The organism is Castellaniella sp. (assembly GCF_034675845.1).
In the GTDB taxonomy this organism is placed as follows: domain Bacteria; phylum Pseudomonadota; class Gammaproteobacteria; order Burkholderiales; family Burkholderiaceae_B; genus Castellaniella.
In genome coordinates, this window is the sequence record NZ_JAUCCU010000001.1 from 1,783,339 (window position 1) to 1,802,750 (window position 19,412).

The following is a 19,412-nucleotide window of genomic DNA, read 5'->3' on the forward strand; positions in this document are numbered from 1 at the left end:
ACATCCATGACACAACAACGCAAGGGAATCATCCTGGCCGGCGGTTCCGGAACGCGCCTGTATCCAGTGACTCAGGTCGTCAGCAAGCAACTGATGCCGGTCTATGACAGCCCCATGATTTACTATCCGCTGACCACGCTCATGCTCAGCGGCATTCGCGAGGTCCTGTTGATCTCCACCCCGCGTGATACGCCGCGCTTTGCGGAGCTTCTGGGCGACGGCAGCCAGTGGGGCATGAATATCCAGTATGCCGCCCAGCCCAGCCCCGATGGCTTGGCCCAGGCTTTCATTATTGGGCGCGATTTCATCGGCAATCATCCCAGCGCATTGGTGTTGGGGGATAATATTTTCTACGGTCATGACCTGGCCCGCCGTCTGCAGGCGGCCAATCAGCAAGTCGATGGGGCCAGCGTCTTTGCCTACCACGTCCATGACCCGGAACGCTATGGCGTGGTCGAGTTCGATGCCGCCCACAAGGCCCTCAGCATCGAGGAAAAACCCCTGCGCCCCAAGAGCAATTACGCGGTCACCGGGCTGTATTTCTATGACGAACAGGTCTGTGATATCGCCGCAGGCGTCAAGCCGTCGGCGCGTGGCGAATTGGAAATCACCGATGTGAATCAGCAGTACCTGCAACAGGGTCAGCTCAATGTCCAGATCATGGGCCGTGGTTACGCCTGGTTGGATACCGGCACCCACGACAGTCTGCTGGACGCCAGCCAGTTCATCGCGACGCTGGAAAAACGCCAAGGCCTCAAGGTCGCCTGTCCCGAAGAGGTCGCCTGGCGTCACGGCTGGATTACCGCGGATCAGGTCCGTACGATTGCCGGCCCTTTGGCGAAGAACTGCTACGGCCAGTATTTGCTGCGCTTGGTTCAGGCAGGTGACGCATGAATCTCCAGCCCAGTGCCATTCCCGAGGTTTTCACGGCGACGCCCCGCATTTTTGGTGATGAGCGCGGTTTTTTCTTTGAAAGTTTCAATGCCCAGGCCTTTCGCGAGGCGACCGGTCTGGAGGTCAACTTTGTCCAGGATAATCATTCCAAGAGCGTGCGTGGTGTGTTGCGTGGCCTGCACTATCAGTTGCCGCCCCATGCGCAGGGCAAGCTCGTGCGCGTTGTCCAGGGCGAGGTCTTCGATGTGGCGGTCGATATTCGCCGAGGCTCACCCACGTTTGGTCAGTGGGTGGGCGAAACCCTGTCGGCCGACAACAAAAAGCAGCTCTGGGTGCCGCCGGGCTTTGCCCATGGTTTTGTCACCCTGTCGGACACGGCCGAGTTCCTTTATAAGACCACAACGTTTTATGCGCCCACCCACGAGCGCTGCATTCGTTGGGATGATCCCGCGCTGGCGATTGATTGGCAACTGAATGGCCAGGCGCCGATTGTGTCAGCCAAGGATGCGGTCGGCGTCTTGCTGGCAGATGCCGAGGTCTTCTGATTTGTCTGCCAGCCTGCCTGACCAGGCCTCGGCATGCGCCGAAGGCGAGCGCCCGCCCGCCCAAGTCGCCATTTTGATGGGGACGTGGCAGGGAGAACAATATCTTGCGCCTCAGCTGGATTCCTTTCTGGCCCAGCAGTACCCGCACTGGCGGCTCTGGGTGTCTGATGACGGCAGCACTGACGGGACCTTGGATATTCTGCGCCGCTATCAGGCGGGCGCCATGGCCGGACGCCTGCAGGTGATTCAGGGACCGGCCCGAGGCTTAGCCCCCAACTTTCTGTCCCTGGCCTGTCGTGCCGATATCCTGGCCGACTACTATGCCTTTTCCGATCAGGACGATATCTGGGCGCCTGCCAAGCTCTCCCGGGCGCTGGCCGCCTTGGCCGCCTTGCCGCCGGATGTGCCGGCGCTGTATGCCTCGCGCACGCAGTTGGTCGATAGTGCCAATCGCGATATAGGTGCTTCAGTGCGCTTCCAGCGGCCTCCTGGGTTTGGTAATGCCCTGGTACAAAATATCGGCGGTGGCAACACCATGGTCTTCAACCAGGCCGCCCGCCGCCTGCTGTGTCTGGCGGGTGCCGATGTGGATGTTCTGGCCCATGACTGGTGGGTCTATATGCTGGTGGCAGGCTGCGGCGGGCGCGTATACTACGATGACTATCTGGCCTTGCGGTATCGCCAGCACGGCAACAATCTGATGGGCAGCAATCTCAGTCTGGCTGCCCGCTGGCATCGTGTCAGCCTGTTGTGGCAGGGTGATTTCTATAACTGGAACACCGCCAATATCGCCGCCTTGCAGCGTGTCCAGGATCACCTGACGCCGTCGTCGCGACAGATGCTGAATGCCTTTGCCCAAGGCCGGGATCGGTCCTTGTTGCCGCGCCTGTGGTGGTTTGCCCGCAGTGGCCTGTATCGCCAGACCTTGCTGGGCAACCTTGGCCTGCTGACCGCTGCCCTGCTTGGCAGACTCTAAACCCAACGGAATGACTCATGCCTGATTTTCACGCCATTACTCCCACGAACCATGCAGATAAAGGCTGGCACGCCAGCCCTGGCTACGGCTTTGCTGCCCACGACACCATGGCCGTGTTGGTCATGCAGGAAATCCCCCGTGCGTGCCTTAGTCTGCCGCTGGCCCTTACCCAATCTGATGGGCATTACATGCCGGTGGCCCTGCAGGGCCTGGCCCAGGGGCAGAATCTGCTGGTGGCCCCGGACGGGCGCTGGCTGGCCGATTACATTCCGGCCGCCTATCGTGGCTATCCTTTTGCCTTGGCGCGTGTCGGGGACGACCGGACAGTGCTGTGTTTTGACCACGATAGCGGTCTGCTCGAGACCGGCGGGGCCGCCGGTGCGGCCAATGGTGGCAGTCAGCCGTTTTTTGATGAACAAGGTCAGCCTGTAGAGCGCGTGCGCCAGATTTTGCAGTTTCTCAGCCAGGTCCAGGCCAATGCCCAGCCCACCCAACTGTTATGTGATGCTTTGCAGCAACACGGACTGATCGAGCCCTGGCCGATCAATATCCAGGGCGACGAAGGCAAGACCACGACGCTGCAGGGGCTGTTTCGCATCAACGAAACTGCCCTCAACGCCTTGTCGCCCGAGTCATTTCAGGCCCTGAGAGAAGCTGGGGCCCTGCCCTTGGCGTATTGTCAGTTACTGTCCATGCAGCACCTGCAGCGCCTGGGAATATTGGCGCGCGCTCACGCCGCACAGGCGCCGGTCTTGCCCGAAAGCCCCACAGGCGATCTGGATCTGGAGTTTCTGAATAGCGGCGGAACCATTAAGTTCCACTGACCATGCCGCACGCCTTTCCAGGCATGCGCGCTTCGTGAGATTCAGCGAGGCGCGCATGGTGAGAAGCACTGAATCGGGGGGGGCGGTGTCAGAATAAATTCAGCCTACGTTCAAGCGATGTTCAGGCTTAACATGTTATATTGAAATGCTTTTCTGCTTTTGCTTTTGGTAAGTCTTGCGTCATGGGCGTTAGATGTTCTGATCCAGAAGCGGATGATTGCATCAGCGGCCCCTTTCGATGCCGCCTCTTATACTCTCGGTTCAATGACTCCACACAACCGCACCGAACTGGGCGAAGCGCTATTCCGCTTTCGCCGTATCCTCTACAGTCTGGCGGCTTTCAGTTTCGTCATCAATATGCTGGCGCTTACGCCATCGCTGTACATGCTGCAGGTCTATGACCGCGTGCTGAACAGCCAGAATGAAACTACGCTGCTCGTCCTCTCGTTGCTGGTGGTGGCAATTTTTGCCCTGTCCGGCTTGTTGCAGCTGGTGCGGTCCTCGGTGCTGATCCGCGTGGGCAACCGCTTTGACACCATGCTGAACCAGCGGGTCTTCACGGCTGCCTTCGAGCGCAACCTTCGTCGCGAGGGCGGCAATCCTTCCCAGGCAATTCAAGACCTGACCCGCCTGCGCCAGTTCCTGACCGGCAACGCCTTGTTTGCCGTGTTTGATATCCCCTGGACACCGATTTACATTGCTGTGGCCTTCATGGTGCACCCGCTGTTGGGGGCCATGAACGTTTTTGGTTCCTTTGTGCTGGTCATTATGGCGTACCTGACCCACGTCGCGACCCACAAGCCGCTGGACGAGGCGAACCAGGCATCTGTGCGTGCCAATGCCTTTGCCAACAGCCATCTGCATAACGCCGAGGTCATCGAGGCCATGGGCATGCTGCCGGGCTTGCGTTCGCGCTGGCTGTCCCAGCATCGCCGCATGCTGGGCCTGCAGACGCTCGCGTCGGATCGCAATGCCCGCATTAGCGGCATTTCACAGTTCGTGCGTATTTCGTTGCAGTCCCTGATTCTAGGGGTGGGCGCATTGCTGGTGATTCAAGGAAAAATCACCGCCGGCATGATGATTGTCTGCTCCATCCTGATGGGCCAGGCGCTACGCCCGGTGGAAATGGCCATCAATTCCTGGAAACAATTCATTGCCTGCAAGGGCGCCTATGCCCGTCTGGACGAAATGCTGAAAACCGCGCCTGCGCGTGGGTCCAGCCTCAGCCTGCCTGCGCCGCGTGGTCACTTGCTGCTTGAAAACGTGTTTGCCACCCCGCCGGGTGCACGCGCTGCAGTACTCAAGGGCCTGAATTTCAGCGTGGATGCCGGTGATGTGGTCGGTGTGATTGGCCCTTCGGGGGCGGGAAAATCCACGCTTGCCCGCCTACTGGTGGGGGTTTGGGGCGCCCAGGCCGGCAATGTGCGCCTGGATGGCGCCGATATTTATCGCTGGAATAAAGACGAACTCGGCCCCCATATTGGCTATCTGCCCCAGGATATCGAACTCTTCGAGGGCAGTGTGGCCGAGAACATCGCCCGTTTTGCCACTCCGGATTCCAATAAGGTGATTGCGGCGGCCCAGCAGGCCGGCGTGCACGACATGATTCTGCGCCTGCCTCAGGGCTATGACACCCAGATGGGCATGAACGGCTCGTCCCTGTCGGGTGGACAGCGCCAGCGTGTGGCCCTGGCGCGTGCCATTTACGGCAATCCGGCGCTGATCGTGCTGGATGAGCCCAACTCCAATCTCGACGAGGCCGGCGAGGCATCCCTGGTCGAGACCTTGAAAGTATTGAAGGCCCAGGGCTCCACCGTCATCGTCATTACCCATCGCACCAGCGTGTTGTCTGCTGTCGACAAGCTCCTGGTGATGCGCGATGGCGTGGTCATGATGTATGGCGCCCGAGAAGACGTCCTCAAGGGCCTGCAACAGCAACAGTTGCAGGCACGCAGCCAAGCGGCGGGCAATGGCCAACTGCAGGTCGCCGCTGGCCGATAGAGACACCCCATGAAGCTATTTTCACGTAAATCCACCGCAGAAGACGATATCAACGAGGCCCTGGAAGCCCCCGGCAGCCAGGTGGACGAAAATTTCGTCCGGCCCTTGCGTATTGGCCTGCTGGCCCTGGTCATCGGTTTTGGCGGTTTTGTCGGCTGGGGTGCTTTTGCCCCTCTGGACGAAGGCGAGCCCGCCAATGGCGTTGTCGAGGTCGTGGGTAACCGCAAGACCATCCAGCACCTCGAGGGCGGGACCGTCGACGCCATTCTGGTGCGCGATGGCGACCGTGTCGCTGCGAATCAGGTGCTACTGCGCCTGAATCCCACCCGCGCCTTGTCTGATCGCGGCGTGGCCAGTTCCCAGTACATTATTGCCCGTACCACCGAAGACCGGCTCCAGGCTGAACGCGACGGTTTGGAAAATATTGCCTTTGACGAGGAGCTGGCCAAGCGCTTTCACGATGACCCCCGCTATCAGCGGGCGATTTCAGCCCAGGAAGAACTGTTTGGCACGCGTCGGGCAGCCCTGAAGGGCGAAATCGCCATTTTGCGCGAAAATCTGGCAGGCGCCCAGACCCAGCTGGATGGACTGTTGCAGGTCCAGGCCAGTCGCAAGGAACAAATCAGCTATATCAACAAAGAACTCGCCGGGGTGCGCGAACTTGCCAAAGACGGTTATCTGCCGCGCAATCGCCTGCTCGAACTGGAACGCGATGCCGCCCAGCTACAGGGGGCGCTGTCCAATGCCGTGGTGGATGCCGGGCGTACCCGCAACCAGATCGCCGAACTGAAGCTGCGGGTTTTGCAGCGCGAACAGGACTACCAAAAAGAAGTCCAATCCCAGCTCAGTGATGTGCAAAAAGAAGTGTCTTCATTGGCCAATCGTCTGGCCTCGCTGGATTATTCCGTGGCTCAGACGGAAATCCGTTCGCCCATCGAAGGCACGGTGCAGAATCTGAAGATCCATACGGTCGGCGGCGTGATTGCACCCGGCGCAGAACTCATGGAAATCATTCCGGACGACGCCTCTTATGTCGTTAACGCTGAGGTCCCCGTGCAGGCGATTGATCGTGTTTATCCTGGCTTGCCTGTCGAAATCACCTTTCCAGCGCTGAATCATGCGAAAACTCCCAGCGTGCCCGGAGAGCTCGTCACGATCTCTGCTGACCGCATCACCGATCAACGCACAGGCATTCCTTACTATCAGGCCAAGGTGAAACTTCTGCCCGAAGGCGAGGAAATGGTCAAAGCAGTCGGCGGAGACATACGCGCCGGCATGCCGGCCACGGTGATGATCAAGCTGGGCGAACGCACGCTCTTCAGCTACCTGCTCAAGCCCTTCCTCGAACGCCTGCACACATCATTGACCGAAAAATGATCTTCCGTACCCGTGTCTTCGCGCTTATGCTTATGCTTGTGCTGCTGACTCCGGCAGCCATCTGGCCGCAGGCTGCATCGGCAGCGGACTCTGCCGGAGACACGAAAGCCCAGGCGATTGCCAAGCAGTCCTCGGTTTCGCCCCTATCCGCCTGGCAACTGGCCAAGGCCAACGATCCCAGCTATCAGGCCGCCATCAGCGAGCGCGAGGCAGGTCAGGCGAACCGTGCGCTGGGCCGTGCAGCGCTGCTGCCGCAGATCAACGCCAGCGCAGGGCGCAGCCGGACGCGAGGTACTTTGCAGGCCCCCGATGCGCGGGGCAATGTGGTCGAGACCGATCTGGCCTATATGACCCGCACCAACCAGATTCAGGCCAGTCAGGCACTGTTTGACTGGGCCAAGATTGCCGGGGCTCGTCAGGGCTATGCCCGGGCAGACCTCAGCCTGGCGGTGTTTGATACCAAGGCCCGTGATATTTCCACGCGGCTGATCAGCCGCTATCTTCAGGCGCTGCTGTCTTACGAAAACGTGGCCCTGTCTCGTGGCGATCTCAATAACAGCGATAAGAACGTCAATATTGCCCAGCGCCGCTATGATGCGGGCGAGGGCACCATTACCGACGTACGGGAAGCCACCTCGCGCCGCGACCTGTCGCGAGCCAACCTGATTCAGGCGGAAGACGGCCTGGCGATTGCGCGTCGCGAACTGCAGGCCATGATAGGCACAGACCCCGCTGAGATTCTGGGCCTGTCGCCGGACTTCAAGCCCGTGCCCCTGGACCCGCCTGATCTGGCGGCTTGGCAAGCGCGGGCCGAGCAGGCCAATGCGGATATCCAGAGCAGCCAGCAAAATCTGCGGGTCGCCGACCGCGAGGTTGACAAGGCCATCGGCGGTTTTTTGCCCACGGTCAGTGCTGTTGCTTCGCGCAGCGTCAACGAGTCTGATTCGATTTCCACCCGCAGCCAGAACAGTTATTACAACAGCATCGGTGTGCAGGCCAGTTTGTCTATTTTTGCAGGTGGCCAGACCTACGCACAGGTCCAGCAGGCACGCCATAGCCGGGATCAGGCAGGTCATCAGCTCAATGCCGCCCAGGCGCAGGTTGGTGTTGATGTGACCCGCCAATATCAGGGGGTCGTCAGTGGCGCTCAGCGCATTGCTGCCCTGGAAACCGCCGTCAGCACCGGGGCCTTGTCCCTGGAGGCCATGCAAAAAAGCTACCAAGGGGGCACGCGCAGCATCAGCGATATTCTGGACGCCCAGGATCAGTTGCTGACTGCCCAGCGCGATCTGGCGCAGGCGCGCCTGGAGTACGTCAATGCCCATATTGGCCTGGATGCCGTCTCGGGCGCCCTGGACGATGAAGCCATTGCGGATGCCACCAAGGCCTGGTTCGGCCCCAATATTGTCCAGCTGGGTTGATTGGATGGCCCGCCTCTTTGCCATCCTGCTGTTGTCTGTAGGCCTGTCTGCCTGTTCTACGCTGACGGACATGTGGCCGTCCAGTGTTCCGGCGGATTCATCGTTGGCCGGTGACGTGTCGGTGGCGACAGAAAGCCAACATTCCGCCTTTGAAGCAGGTGCGGAGAATATCCAGCCCGAGGGGCAGTTGCCTGCAAAGCATGAGCAGCAGGAATCGGCGGCCTTGTCTGCCGCGCTGGATACGCTGGATCAGGCCCAGGCCGCCCAGCTGACTTTGGCACAGGCTTGGCCCATGGCCCTCGCGCACGACCCCAGCTGGCTGGCGGCGACCAGTGCCCGTCAGGCGACCGACACTTTCCGTACCCAGGGTCTGGCGGGCTTGTTGCCTCAAATCCAGGCAGGATATTCCCGCAGCCGCATCGACGGCTTGCGGCGTCAACCCTGGCTGTTTGGCTTGATGCGCGAATCGATTCTGGAATATGACTCGAGTAACGCCTATGTGCAATTGCAGCAACCGCTGTTCGACCTGGGCAGATATCACACGTGGCGCTGGGCCGAGGCCCGTGCGGTCCAAGGCGATGCCGACTGGCTGGCGGCACGCCAGCAACTGGCGGCGCGCCTGAGCGATGCGTGGATTGCCCTGTTGGGCGCGCGCGATGCACTGGAATTGCGTCAGGCGCTGGCAGACTCCCTGAGCGCACAGCTGGCTGGCCAGGAGGCCTTGTTTCGGCACAATGAAGGCAATGTGATCGACATCCAGCAAATACGCTCGCGACTGGAAACTGCCCGTGCCGATGCGATTCGCGCCCAAGCCAGCCTGGATGTGGCCCAGGAAGCCCTGCAAAGTATGCTGGGCGTGCCCATCGGTCGCGGCCCCGGCCAGCGCCTGCCCGTGACGCCGCAGTTTGCTGCCACGAGCAGCGCACCCGCCACTGCATCCGATCTGACCACCATACATCCCACGGTCTTGCCGCCGCTGCAGCCCGCCCAATTGGTGGATTGGCTGGATATGGCGCGTGCGCGCAATGCAGATATCATTGCGCAGCGGGCCAGCCTGCGCGTGGCCCAGGTCGATGTCGCCCGCGCCGCCAGCCGTCATGCACCCACGCTGGCCTTTGTAGCCAATTGGTCCAAGGCCGACAGTGAAAATCTGTCCTCATTAAGCCAGCGCACCAATACGTATGTCGTGGGCTTGCAGCTGAGTGTGCCGTTGTTTTCTGGTGGTTACGATACTGCTTTGCATGCCCAGGCCCGTGCTCAGGCCAGCCAGGCCAGCCATGAGCTGGATGCTACTCAGGAACAGACACTGGCCGATGTCATGCGGCATTATCAGGGCATCACCGGTGGCGCTCAACGCATCCGTGCACTAGAGTCCTCTGCTCAGTCCGCAGCCCTTGGTCTGGAGGCAACCCGCAAGACCCACCAGTTTGGCCTGGGCAGCAACCTGGATACCCTGAGAATGCAGGACCGCCTGTTCAATGTTCGTGCCCAACTGAATCAGGCGAGACTGGAATACCTGCGCGCCCGGATTGCCTTGTTGGCAGCGGCTGGGATTCCCCTGGACGAGATATTCGTCGGTCAAGCCTTCGAACACTAGGCCGACAAAACCTGCTCTGTCAGCGACAGGGCAGGTTTTAAAGCGTCGTCGGGCCGCAGCGCTTATCCGTTACGACACCTGGTATTGTTCACGAACCTTGAATACCGCGACGGATCGCACCAGATCCTGGGCTTGCTGATTCAGGTTGCCTGCCGCTGCGGTCATTTGTTCGACTAGTGCAGCGTTCTGTTGTGTGTCTTGATCCATTTGTGCCACTGCCTGACCGATCTGGTTGACGCCAGAGCTTTGTTCATGGTTCGAGGCGCTGATTTCGCCGACCAGGACTTTGACCTTGTCGATGCTGTTCACCACATTGTTCATGGTGGACCCAGAGCGCTCCACCAGTTCGGACCCCGTATTGACAGACAGCGCGCTTTCATCGATCAGATGGCGAATATCCTTGGCAGCACTTGCTGCACGCTGGGCTAGCGCCCGTACCTCGGCAGCCACGACGGCAAAGCCTCGGCCGGATTCCCCTGCGCGGGCGGCTTCGACAGCGGCATTCAGCGCCAGAATATTGGTCTGGAAGGCAATCGCATCGATCATGCCAACGATATCTGTGATCTTTTGTGACTTATCACTGATTTCATGCATTGTGTCAATGACTTGCGTGACAATGTTGCCACCTTCCTGGGCGATGTGGGCGGCTTCCTGTGACATGTCATTGGCCTTTTTGGCATTATCGGCATTGTGGCGGACTGTGACAGAGAGTTGTTCCATCGAGGCCGCAGTCTGCTGCAGTGCGCTGGCTTGCGACGATGTGCGGGCGCTGAGATCCATGCTGCCTTGAGAAATTTCAGCACTGGCCATGGCCACAGAACTACTGCTGCCGCGCACCAAGGTAACCAGGCTGCCCAGGCCAGTCTGCATTTCATTCAAGGCCTGCATCAGTTGGGCAACCTCGTCGGTGCCGCTGTGTTTGACGTCGGTGGTCAGGTCGCCGCGGGATACCGATTGGGCGAAACCCATCGACAGTCTGATAGAACGGATGATGTATTGGAAACTGGAATACAGCAAGGCAAAAAATACCGCCAACATGATCAGGACAACAATGGCCTGTGCGATTTGCCAGGTATGGGTTTCGTCTTGCGCCTGCGCGATGGAATCAGCAGTGCGCTGATCCAGCAGCTTGAAGAAATCATTGATGGGTACCATGATGGCCGCTTTTTTCTGGAGATATTCAGCTCCGTTGACCATCTCATTGGCGCGAATGAAAGCTTGGTTCTTGGTATCCAGGCGGCCCTCGCCCTGGGCAGCCAAGGTGGCGGTCAGGCCAATGGCCTGTGATTCTGTCTGGGCCAGGCTGGTGGATAAATCATTGGCTTCTTTGAGCTTATCCAGCTCTTCGGTATCGAAGCCCTGTGCCCGCATCATGTCCAGCAACGCAACTGTGGGACCCGGCTGGCCGGACATATTGATATCGGCGGCTCGAAAGTCCCAATAAATACCTTCGTACCCCGCAGGTCTGGCCTGTTTGCCGGCACGGATATTGACGACCTCGTCATACTGGTCTTTCCATTTCTGCTGGCCTGTTGCTACGTAGGCACGGACTAATCTGGTGAGATCGTCCGAGCTTTGCCGAAGTTCGTCCGCCAGCAGGTAAGACGTATAGCGGTTTTGGTAGGCACGCATGATCTCATTGTTGGCCTTGATGACTACCCATTGACTAACGATGATGACCCCTGTTGTAAGTAGCAACAGGCCTGACAAGATAATGAATTTCTGCTTCAAACTGAGTTGGCTAGTGATCGTCATGCTAGTCTCCCGAGAGCATTTGAGGCCAACTGCGGGTGCTGGGCGAAACGCAATTGGCATTATTAATATAGTCGCCCCTGAAGTATCAATAACACATTGATTTCATGTAATAATATTGACATCCAAAACCAACAAATCTCCCAGAAACGCCTCCGTTGCAGGTCATTTTCTGGGAGAAATGCCAAACGCCCCATGAGTGAAATCGACGATTTTTTCCGCAGTCGCCTGGATCAAATGATCGATCTGCGCAAACCGCTGGCGGTACTCGCCACGCATATTCCCTGGCAGGAATTGGAGGCCTCGGTGGCCCATCGATTTGCACGCCAAGTGCGCACAGGAAAGAAAGTTTCCGATGTGGATTTGTTTGGCCCGAGCGTGGCTGTCGTGGGCGGTGCGATTTCAAACGCTGGGCGCCCGCGCCTGCCGATGCGCCTCATGATCTCCTTGCTGTATCTGAAGCACACCTTCAACGAAAGTGATGAAGGCGTATGCGAACGCTGGAGCGAGACGCCAGTCTGGCAATACTTTTCCGGCCAGGAATATTTCGAGGATCGCCTGCCGTGCGATCCCAGCGCGATCAGCCGCTTCCGAGGCCTGCTGGGCGAAGAAGGCGTGGAAGAATTGCTGGTGCAAACCATTATGGTGGGCATGAAGCTGGGCCTGATTGAACGTCGGGCACTGGAAACCGTGATCGTGGACAGCACGGTGCAGAGCAAGGCGGTGGCACACCCCACTGACAGCCGCTTGCTGGAAGTGGCACGTGACAAGCTGGCTGAGGCTGCCAAGGCCCATGGCATTTGCTTGAAGCAAAGCTACGCCAAAGAAGGCCGGGACCTGGCCAGGCGGGCTGGGCGATATGCGCACGCCAAGCAGTACCGCCGCATGCACAAAGCGATCAAGCGCCAGCGCACGATTCTGGGCCGCTTGGCCCGCGACATCGAGCGCAGCAAGACGGTGCTGGCCCAAAGCATCCAGCAAGCCCTGGATCCGCTGCTGGCCCGAGCACATCGAATCGCGGAGCAGAGCCGTCGCAAGCAGGCGGTGAAGGGCAAGGACAAGATTTACAGCTGGCATGCCCCCGAAGTCGAGTGTATCGGTAAGGGCAAGGCCCGCACCCCATATGAGTTCGGCGTCAAGGTGGGTATCGTCACCACGTTGACAGGGAACCTGATCGTGGGCGCACGCAGCTTCCCAGGCAACCCGTACGATGGTCATACTTTGGCGGAGGCATTGGAGCAAGCCAGTATCCTGCTGCAGGACACCGGCGTCAAACCCAAGACGATCTATGCGGATCTGGGGTATCGCGGGGTAGATGGTGAAATCCCGGAATATGCACTGAAGCACCGTGGGAAATTCAAACGCTTGACACCCAAAGAGCAGCAGTTGCTGAGACGGCGCCAGGCGATTGAGCCGATCATTGGGCATCTTAAAAGCGATCACGGCATGAATCGCTGCCACTTGAAGGGACAAATTGGGGACGCTATCCACGCGGTGCTATGCGCGGCGGGCTTCAATATGAAGTGGCTGCTGCGCATGATTGCCCGCAAGGGCATCCGCCCTTTTTTTGCGCCTTATTTTTTGACCTGGATCTGGCAGCGAATTCAGAAATCATCCCTGTGGGGTGAGCTACCCCGCCAGGATGCGTGGCCTCAGATCGCCGGAAATCCGGCGTGATATAGGTGAAATGAATTCTTCAGGGACGACTAATATAGGGATACATCAAAAGAAGGCCTATGCGGCCTTTCCTGCATTGTCAGGGTTTTTGTAAATGCTATATTCATAGCCTGTGAATACTCATTATTCGTTGTGAATTGATCATGGCTATCAAACATGACTCATCGACGAATTCATGGATGGCGCCGCCCTCGAGTCGTCCAAAGACGGTTAACATGGGCTCTTGTTGTTTTATTTCTACTTGCCCCGTGACCAGCAGGCCAGTTCCCTCACATCCTGACATCCTGGCGCAGCTCCCGTATTTTCAGGGCGTGCCTGCCACGGTGTTGGCACCGATCCTGCAAAGCGCGCGTCAGTTATCCGTGCGGCGTGACGAAATCATCGCCCACCGAGGCGAACCTTGCCTGGGCATGCATATTGTGGTGCAGGGGCGGATAAAACTCTGCTACGAGGCCGCGTCCGGCCTGGAACGCATCATGCGTATCGTCAGCCCCAACGACAGTTTTGGCGAGGCCCTGATGTATCTGGGGCGTGAATATATTGCCAGTGCCGAAGCCTTGTGCGACAGCCATCTGATCTATATCCCCAAAGACATCATCCTGACCCAGATGGCGCACAGCCCGCAGCTTTCCCAGCAGTTGGTGGCGAGTCTCAGTCGTCAGCTATACATGATGATGGGAGATATGGGGGCGTATACGGTGCGTAATGGTCATCAGCGCTTGATTGGTTATTTGCTGCGTGCGTCCAGTCACCACCAAGGCGTTCCGGTGCGCTTGACCATCCCCAAGGGTGTGATTGCATCCCGGCTCAATCTGACGCCACAGCATTTCTCGCGGATTTTGCACGACCTGATCCAACGCAAGCTGGTTCGCGTCCAGGGACGCGAATTCACGATTCTCGACTTGCAGGGCTTGCTGGACTATCGCGATCAACAGGCCCTGTAGCCTTAAGCCTTATGCCGAGAACCCAACCGGGTAGTTGGCTTGATCCGCAGAGTGCACCAGGCCGGCAGCCTGTGCGTGACGCAGTTCGGACAGGACCTCAGCGCGGGCCTTGTTGTTGTCGTGCTGAGCCAGCATCGGATAGGCGGGGTTTTCACCGATGATGAGCAGGCCAGTGGCCTGGGCCTGTTGCAGTTCCTGTTGCACTTGAGCGCGAGTCAGGGTGCTGGTGGCGGTTGCTGCTGTATCGACGGGATAGTTCGACAGGCTGTCAGCGTAAGCAAAACCTGTGGTGCTTAGTCCCAGGGCCAGGGCAGTCAGAGTAGCGGCGATTTTCATGATGGTTTCCTTCATGGTAGGTGAGTCAAATACATTGCGTACTAGAGTTTTCGACGGGTACGCGCTGTTTCAGTGACGCTAGTGTGCTGCTTTTTCGCCGATCGATAAATACGCAAAATGCCAATTCATCTTTCCATTTTTAGTGGTAATCTGACTTACATATATAATTAACAAGTCTATAAATATAGAATTTATTTTGGTGTTAACCCTAGAGTTCCTGGATGAAACCATCTCTGGATAATTTGGAATTGTTCGTTGAAGTCGCTCGCAGCCGTGGGTTCACCCGTGCTGGAGCAGTGTTGGGCCTGCCCGCTTCCACCTTGTCGCGGCGGATCACCCAGCTCGAAAAATCCATTGGGGTCCGCTTGCTGAATCGCACCACTCGCAAGGTCGCACTGACTGAAGCCGGGGCGGTCTACTTCGAGCGTTGCCGTCTGATCGTCGAAGAAGCTCGTGTGGCGCACGAGTTGCTGCAGGAGGAAACCCGCCTGCCTCGGGGGCATTTGCGCGTGTCCTTGCCTTCAGGTCTGGTGCTGGAGTTTCTTCAAGATGCCTTGCACGATTTTTCCCGGCAGTATCCGGATATCGAGTGCGAATACGACCTCAGCATCCGCAAAATCGACCTGCAGATGGATGGCTATGATGTGGTGGTCCGGATAGCCCAGCTGCCCGATTCCAGCATTGTGTCGCGGACCCTGGGGACATTGACGCTGGGACTGTACGCATCCAGGGATTATGTGCAGACGCATGGCGTGCCTGCAACCCCGATGGATCTGGCCATGCATGACTGTCTGCGGACCAGCACGCAGCGCGAAGACTCGGTCTGGCATTTGCACAATGCCTCGGGCCATATGCAGCCAGTCCGGGTGCGGGGCAGGATTGCCGTCAATCAGGTCTTGATGCTGCGCCAGTTGATCAGGGCCGGCGCTGGCATCGGGCAGCTACCCATCCATGGGATGGAGGGCAGTGCGCTGGTCCGGGTGCTGCCCGAGTGGGTGTTTGAGCCCAAACACCTGGTAGCCCTGTTTCCTTCGCGCATGATGCCTGCCCGCACGCGGGTCTTTTTGGACTTCCTGGCGCAGCGCCTGAGCAAGGTCCAGGCTTTGCACGCCCGCTGAGGCTTAGGCCCGCCTGACGCCTGGTGGACTGCGGCGAAGGTCTGCCGCCTGTATCCCTGCTGCGGTGGATTCGTGCTCGTCCTCGTCGTCGGCAGCAAAGGCCGACAAGGCGTAGTCTTCTGCATCAAAGGCATGATCACCATTGGCATCCGCCAGGCCTGTAGGCCTGAGGCCCGCAAAGTCCATCAGATCCCGATCCATCAGGTGCGAGGGCGCCACATGCGAGAGCGCCCGGAATACACTGGCGTTGCGCGTGCTGAAATGCCGGTTCCATTCTTCCAGCATGCGGTTGATTTCCTGGCGTTTCAGATTTTCCTGAGAGCCGCACAGATTGCAGGGGATGATGGGGAAGTCGCGTAATTTCGCATAGGCGATCAGGTCTTTTTCCTGCACGTAGGCCAGTGGCCGGATGACGATGTGTTCGCCGTTGTCGGAGACCAGTTTCGGTGGCATGGCCTTTAGCCGTCCGCCATAAAACAGGTTCAGGAAAAACGTGGCCAGAATATCATTGCGGTGGTGGCCCAGGGCGATTTTATTGGCGCCTAGTTCACGAGCGACCCGGTACAAAATCCCACGCCGCAGGCGCGAGCACAGCGAGCAGGTGGTCTTGCCCTCGGGGATCAGGCGTTTGACGGTAGAGTAGGTGTCCTGGTTTTCGATATGAAACGGCACCCCGCGTGCGCGGAGGTAGTCCGGCAGCACGTGTTCGGGAAATCCGGGTTGTTTCTGATCCAGGTTCACGGCGATCAGATCAAATTGGATCGGTGCGCGTTCGCGCAGGGTCAGCAAAATATCCAGCAAGCCGTACGAGTCCTTGCCGCCCGACAGGCAGACCATGACCCGGTCGCCTTCCTCGATCATCTGATAGTCGCTGATTGCCTTGCCGGTCTCGCGCAGCAGGCGCTTCACCAGCTTGTTCTCGTTGACGCTGGGGTGACGGTTGGAATGTGTCATGGGTGTGCTCATGAGGCTGCGCGAGTCCTGGATTGTTCGATGCACACGGCGGCGCAGTCATCGAAAGCCTGCGGCTTACAGATACGGATGCGGGCCGATTGCACGGCAGGAAAGTCCTGCAAGATGCGCGCCAGGGAGCGTGCCACCAGCGTTTCCAGCAGGTCGGTGTGAGCCTGACCGGCCTCGTCGATCAGCGCTGCGCGCAATTGGCGGTAATCCAGTACCGTGCCGATATCCGCGTCGTTGACCGGCTGCGCAGCATCGACGTCGAATTCGGCGTGGATGTGCAGCGGCTGGCGCGCCTGACGCTCGTGCTCCAGCATGCCGATGGAGGCCGATACTTGCAGGTCGTCCAGAATCACCTGGCGTGTCTGCAAAGGTGCAGATGGGGTGGTGTCAGCCGCAGGCCAGCGATTGCTCGAGGGGCCGGGTCCGGCCTGCGTGATCTGGCGTTTGATGGGGGCTGCGGCCAGACGCACAGAGTAGGCGCGAAGCTCGTCGCGCCGGAATACATGCACGGTGGCTTGGTCGTCGGCCTGGCGCATGTCCAGGAGATGATCCAGGTCGGTCGTGGTGCGGATACGCAGGCCATCCAGGGCTATCAGCAGGTCTCCTGCTGATAGGCCGGCTGCGTGCGCAGCGCCGTGCTCATGGACGGTGGCCAGATGTACCCCTTGGTGGTCCGCCCGCAGGCGGGCACCCAGGCTGGGCCGGGGGGCTTCGGGCTGAGTGGAAATCTGCCAGCCTTGGACGGCCAGCGCGGGTTCCAGGGGCACATCGGCGCAGTTTTCCGCATATCGCTGGATGAAGTCTGCGACATCTACTCCAGTGGCCTGCAGGATCAGGGCGGGCAGGGCGTCTTCGGCCACCCCGTGGGCTTGGCCGCGAAAGAAGCCTCGCCCGTATTGCGTCCACAGCAGCCGCATGACGTCATCCAGACTGCGGCTGCCCCCGCTGTGCTGGCGAATTTCAAGATCCAGCCCCAGCGCCACCAGTGCGCCCTTGGTGTAATAGCTGACCAGAGCATTGGGGGAGTTCTCGTCTTGCTTGTAGTAGCGGGTCCAGGCGTCAAAAGAGCTGTCGGCCACGGACTGTTTCAACCGCCCGCCGCTGCCCAATACCTGGTCCAGGGTGCGCGACAAAACCTTCAGGTAGGCCGGTGTGTCGATCACGCCCGCGCGCAGCAGCATCAGGTCGTCGTAATACGAGGTAAAGCCTTCAAAGACCCACAAGAGCCGGGTGTAATTGGGCTGGCGCAGATCGTAGGGCGCAAAGGCGGCAGGCTTGATGCGTTTGACGTTCCAGGTATGAAAATACTCATGGCTCAGGAGACCCAGAAATGTCGTGTAGTCGTCGGGCGCAGGCCGCCCACGCATGGGCAGGCTGTGGCGGCTGGCCAGCAAGGCGGTGGATGCCCGGTGTTCCAGCCCACCGTAGCCGTCGCCAGTGATGGTGGTCAGGAATACATAGCGCTCGGCACTGTCCAGAAAGGGGGCCTGACGCGTCTCCGGTTCAAATAATGCAATTTGGGCGGCGCAGATTTTTTCTGCATCGGCCGCCAGGCGCGCCAGATCCAGCTGGGGCGCGACCCCGGTGAATACCAGGTCGTGGGTAGCGCCGTGCACCTGGAAGCTGATGCATTGCGGCGTACCGATTTCGACGGGGTGGTCGATCAGGGCATCGTAGCCCGGAGCGCGGTAATAGCCAAAGCCCCGCAGCGCAGCGCACCCTGGGTGGCCCGTGGCAGCAGGCAGGCTGGTGTACACCCGCCAGTCCTGGGCATGATCCGGCGGGCAAAGATCCAGCAGGCATGGTTGGGATTCTTGGCCTTCCACGGCTAGAAACAAGCTGCAGCCATTGAAGAACGCATGGCTTTCATCAAAGTGGGCACCACGCACCGACAGATCCCAGGCGTACACTATGTAATCCACCACCAAGGCCCCTCGGGCCGGGGTACAGTGCCAGGTATGGCTGTCGCTTTTTTGGCAGATTACTGGGCCATCCGCATCTCGCGCCTGCAAAGATTCGATCTGTCGGGCAAAATCACGGATCAGATAGCTGCCTGGTATCCAGGCAGGCAGGCGCAGTGTCTGGCCGTCAGGGCTGGGCTGCGGGATGGTCAGCCGGATGGCATAGCGGTGGCCGACGGGGTCGGCCAAGCGCACTTGATAGCAAATCAGATCATTATTCATCGCGATAGTTTACTGTGGAGACAACATGAGTGAAGCATTGGTAAAGGTTGAAGTCCGGGGCCGCGTCGGGCTTCTGACCCTGAATCGGCCCCAGGTTCTCAACGCCCTCAGCAACGAGGTCATCGACGAGCTGTCCGCCGCCATCCGGGCTTTCGAGGCCGATGACAATATTGGCGCGATGGTGCTGACCGGCAGCGAAAAAGCCTTTGCCGCCGGCGCCGATATCGGTGCCATGGCAGATTGGTCCTTCATGGACGTCTATCAGGCCGATTATCTGGGCGGTAACTGGGATGCGCTGCGGCGCGCCCGTAAGCCCATCATCGCGGCGGTCTCGGGCTATGCGCTGGGCGGCGGTTGCGAACTGGCCATGCTGTGCGATTTCATCATCGCGGCCGAAAATGCAAAATTCGGCCAGCCTGAAATCAAGCTCGGGGTGATTCCTGGTTATGGGGGCACACAGCGCTTGCCGCGTGCCGTTGGCAAGGCCAAGGCCATGGATCTGGCCCTGACCGGACGCATGATGGATGTGCACGAAGCCGAACGCGCCGGCCTGGTTGCCCGCATCGTCCCGGTCGACAAACTCCTGGACGAGGCCATCGAGGCCGCCACCGTGATCGCATCCATGTCGCTGCCTTCCGTCATGATGGCCAAAGAATGCATCAATCGTGCCTTCGAGTCTTCCCTCAGCGAATCCTTGCTGTTCGAGCGCCGTAATTTCCACGCATTGTTCAGCACCGAGGATCAGAAGGAAGGCATGAAAGCCTTTGTCGAAAAACGCAAACCCGATTTCAAACACCGCTGAAA

At 59.2% G+C, this 19,412-nt stretch carries 16 protein-coding genes and 1 pseudogene; 12 read left to right on the forward strand and 5 right to left on the reverse strand.

What is annotated here, in order from left to right; translation table 11 throughout:
* Nucleotides 1-6: 6 nt before the first annotated feature.
* The 8 genes from rfbA (at nt 7) to VDP81_RS08605 (ending at nt 9,635) form a co-directional block, all read left to right on the forward strand.
* On the forward strand, nt 7-894 hold the full coding sequence (gene rfbA / locus VDP81_RS08570) for a glucose-1-phosphate thymidylyltransferase RfbA (RefSeq protein WP_322995921.1): 888 nt from the start codon (nt 7-9) through the stop codon (nt 892-894).
* Nucleotides 891-1,439 carry a dTDP-4-dehydrorhamnose 3,5-epimerase gene (rfbC, locus tag VDP81_RS08575; RefSeq protein ID WP_322995922.1) on the forward strand — a complete coding sequence of 183 codons (549 nt, stop codon included), beginning with the start codon at nt 891-893 and terminating at the stop codon, nt 1,437-1,439. The genes rfbA and rfbC overlap by 4 nt, the downstream gene beginning before the upstream one ends.
* Nucleotide 1,440: 1 nt before the next feature.
* A complete protein-coding gene (locus tag VDP81_RS08580; RefSeq protein WP_323012053.1) occupies nt 1,441-2,415 on the forward strand; it encodes a glycosyltransferase family 2 protein in 975 nt (324 codons plus the stop codon).
* 17 nt (nt 2,416-2,432) lie between these two features.
* On the forward strand, nt 2,433-3,239 hold the full coding sequence (locus VDP81_RS08585) for a SapC family protein (RefSeq protein WP_323012054.1): 807 nt from the start codon (nt 2,433-2,435) through the stop codon (nt 3,237-3,239).
* A gap of 264 nt (nt 3,240-3,503) precedes the next feature.
* The gene (locus tag VDP81_RS08590) at nt 3,504-5,240 is read left to right on the forward strand and encodes a type I secretion system permease/ATPase (protein WP_323012055.1); all 1,737 of its coding nucleotides are present in this window, start codon (nt 3,504-3,506) and stop codon (nt 5,238-5,240) included.
* Between the two features lie 9 nt (nt 5,241-5,249).
* Nucleotides 5,250-6,617 carry an HlyD family type I secretion periplasmic adaptor subunit gene (locus tag VDP81_RS08595; protein ID WP_323012056.1) on the forward strand — a complete coding sequence of 456 codons (1,368 nt, stop codon included), beginning with the start codon at nt 5,250-5,252 and terminating at the stop codon, nt 6,615-6,617.
* A gap of 32 nt (nt 6,618-6,649) precedes the next feature.
* On the forward strand, nt 6,650-8,038 hold the full coding sequence (locus VDP81_RS08600; protein WP_323012057.1) for a TolC family outer membrane protein: 1,389 nt from the start codon (nt 6,650-6,652) through the stop codon (nt 8,036-8,038).
* 4 nt (nt 8,039-8,042) lie between these two features.
* A complete protein-coding gene (locus tag VDP81_RS08605) occupies nt 8,043-9,635 on the forward strand; it encodes a TolC family protein (protein WP_322995928.1) in 1,593 nt (530 codons plus the stop codon).
* Nucleotides 9,636-9,704: 69 nt separating this feature from the next.
* Here the strand turns inward: VDP81_RS08605 and VDP81_RS08610 are convergent, their stop codons facing one another.
* On the reverse strand, nt 9,705-11,390 hold the full coding sequence (locus VDP81_RS08610) for a methyl-accepting chemotaxis protein (protein WP_323012058.1): 1,686 nt from the start codon (nt 11,388-11,390) through the stop codon (nt 9,705-9,707).
* Between the two features lie 192 nt (nt 11,391-11,582).
* Here VDP81_RS08610 and VDP81_RS08615 point away from each other — a divergent pair, with 192 nt between their 5' ends.
* Entirely contained in the window at nt 11,583-13,064 is a 1,482-nt protein-coding gene (locus VDP81_RS08615) for an IS5 family transposase (RefSeq protein WP_323012059.1), read from the forward strand.
* A 311-nt stretch (nt 13,065-13,375) separates the two neighbouring features.
* A complete protein-coding gene (locus tag VDP81_RS08620) occupies nt 13,376-14,008 on the forward strand; it encodes a Crp/Fnr family transcriptional regulator (RefSeq protein WP_323012060.1) in 633 nt (210 codons plus the stop codon).
* Nucleotides 14,009-14,017: 9 nt separating this feature from the next.
* Here the strand turns inward: VDP81_RS08620 and VDP81_RS08625 are convergent, their stop codons facing one another.
* Nucleotides 14,018-14,359 carry a DUF4148 domain-containing protein gene (locus VDP81_RS08625; RefSeq protein ID WP_322995931.1) on the reverse strand — a complete coding sequence of 114 codons (342 nt, stop codon included), beginning with the start codon at nt 14,357-14,359 and terminating at the stop codon, nt 14,018-14,020.
* Between the two features lie 206 nt (nt 14,360-14,565).
* Between VDP81_RS08625 and VDP81_RS08630 the strand changes: the two genes are divergently transcribed.
* Entirely contained in the window at nt 14,566-15,462 is an 897-nt protein-coding gene (locus VDP81_RS08630) for a LysR family transcriptional regulator (RefSeq protein ID WP_323012061.1), read from the forward strand.
* Between the two features lie 3 nt (nt 15,463-15,465).
* On the opposite strand, the gene ttcA is transcribed toward VDP81_RS08630, so the two are convergent.
* From ttcA to VDP81_RS08645, 3 genes and pseudogenes are all read right to left on the reverse strand, one after another.
* Nucleotides 15,466-16,416, reverse strand: coding sequence for a tRNA 2-thiocytidine(32) synthetase TtcA (gene ttcA / locus VDP81_RS08635; protein WP_323012062.1), 951 nt, complete (start codon nt 16,414-16,416; stop codon nt 15,466-15,468).
* A gap of 8 nt (nt 16,417-16,424) precedes the next feature.
* Nucleotides 16,425-16,739, reverse strand: a complete 315-nt coding sequence (locus VDP81_RS08640; RefSeq protein ID WP_323012410.1) for a dihydroneopterin aldolase — start codon at nt 16,737-16,739, stop codon at nt 16,425-16,427.
* 111 nt (nt 16,740-16,850) lie between these two features.
* Nucleotides 16,851-18,614, reverse strand: a pseudogene (locus VDP81_RS08645) (M61 family metallopeptidase); the annotation flags it as partial.
* Between the two features lie 19 nt (nt 18,615-18,633).
* Between VDP81_RS08645 and VDP81_RS08650 the strand changes: the two are divergent.
* The gene (locus VDP81_RS08650; RefSeq protein WP_322995934.1) at nt 18,634-19,410 is read left to right on the forward strand and encodes an enoyl-CoA hydratase; all 777 of its coding nucleotides are present in this window, start codon (nt 18,634-18,636) and stop codon (nt 19,408-19,410) included.
* Nucleotides 19,411-19,412 lie beyond the last annotated feature (2 nt).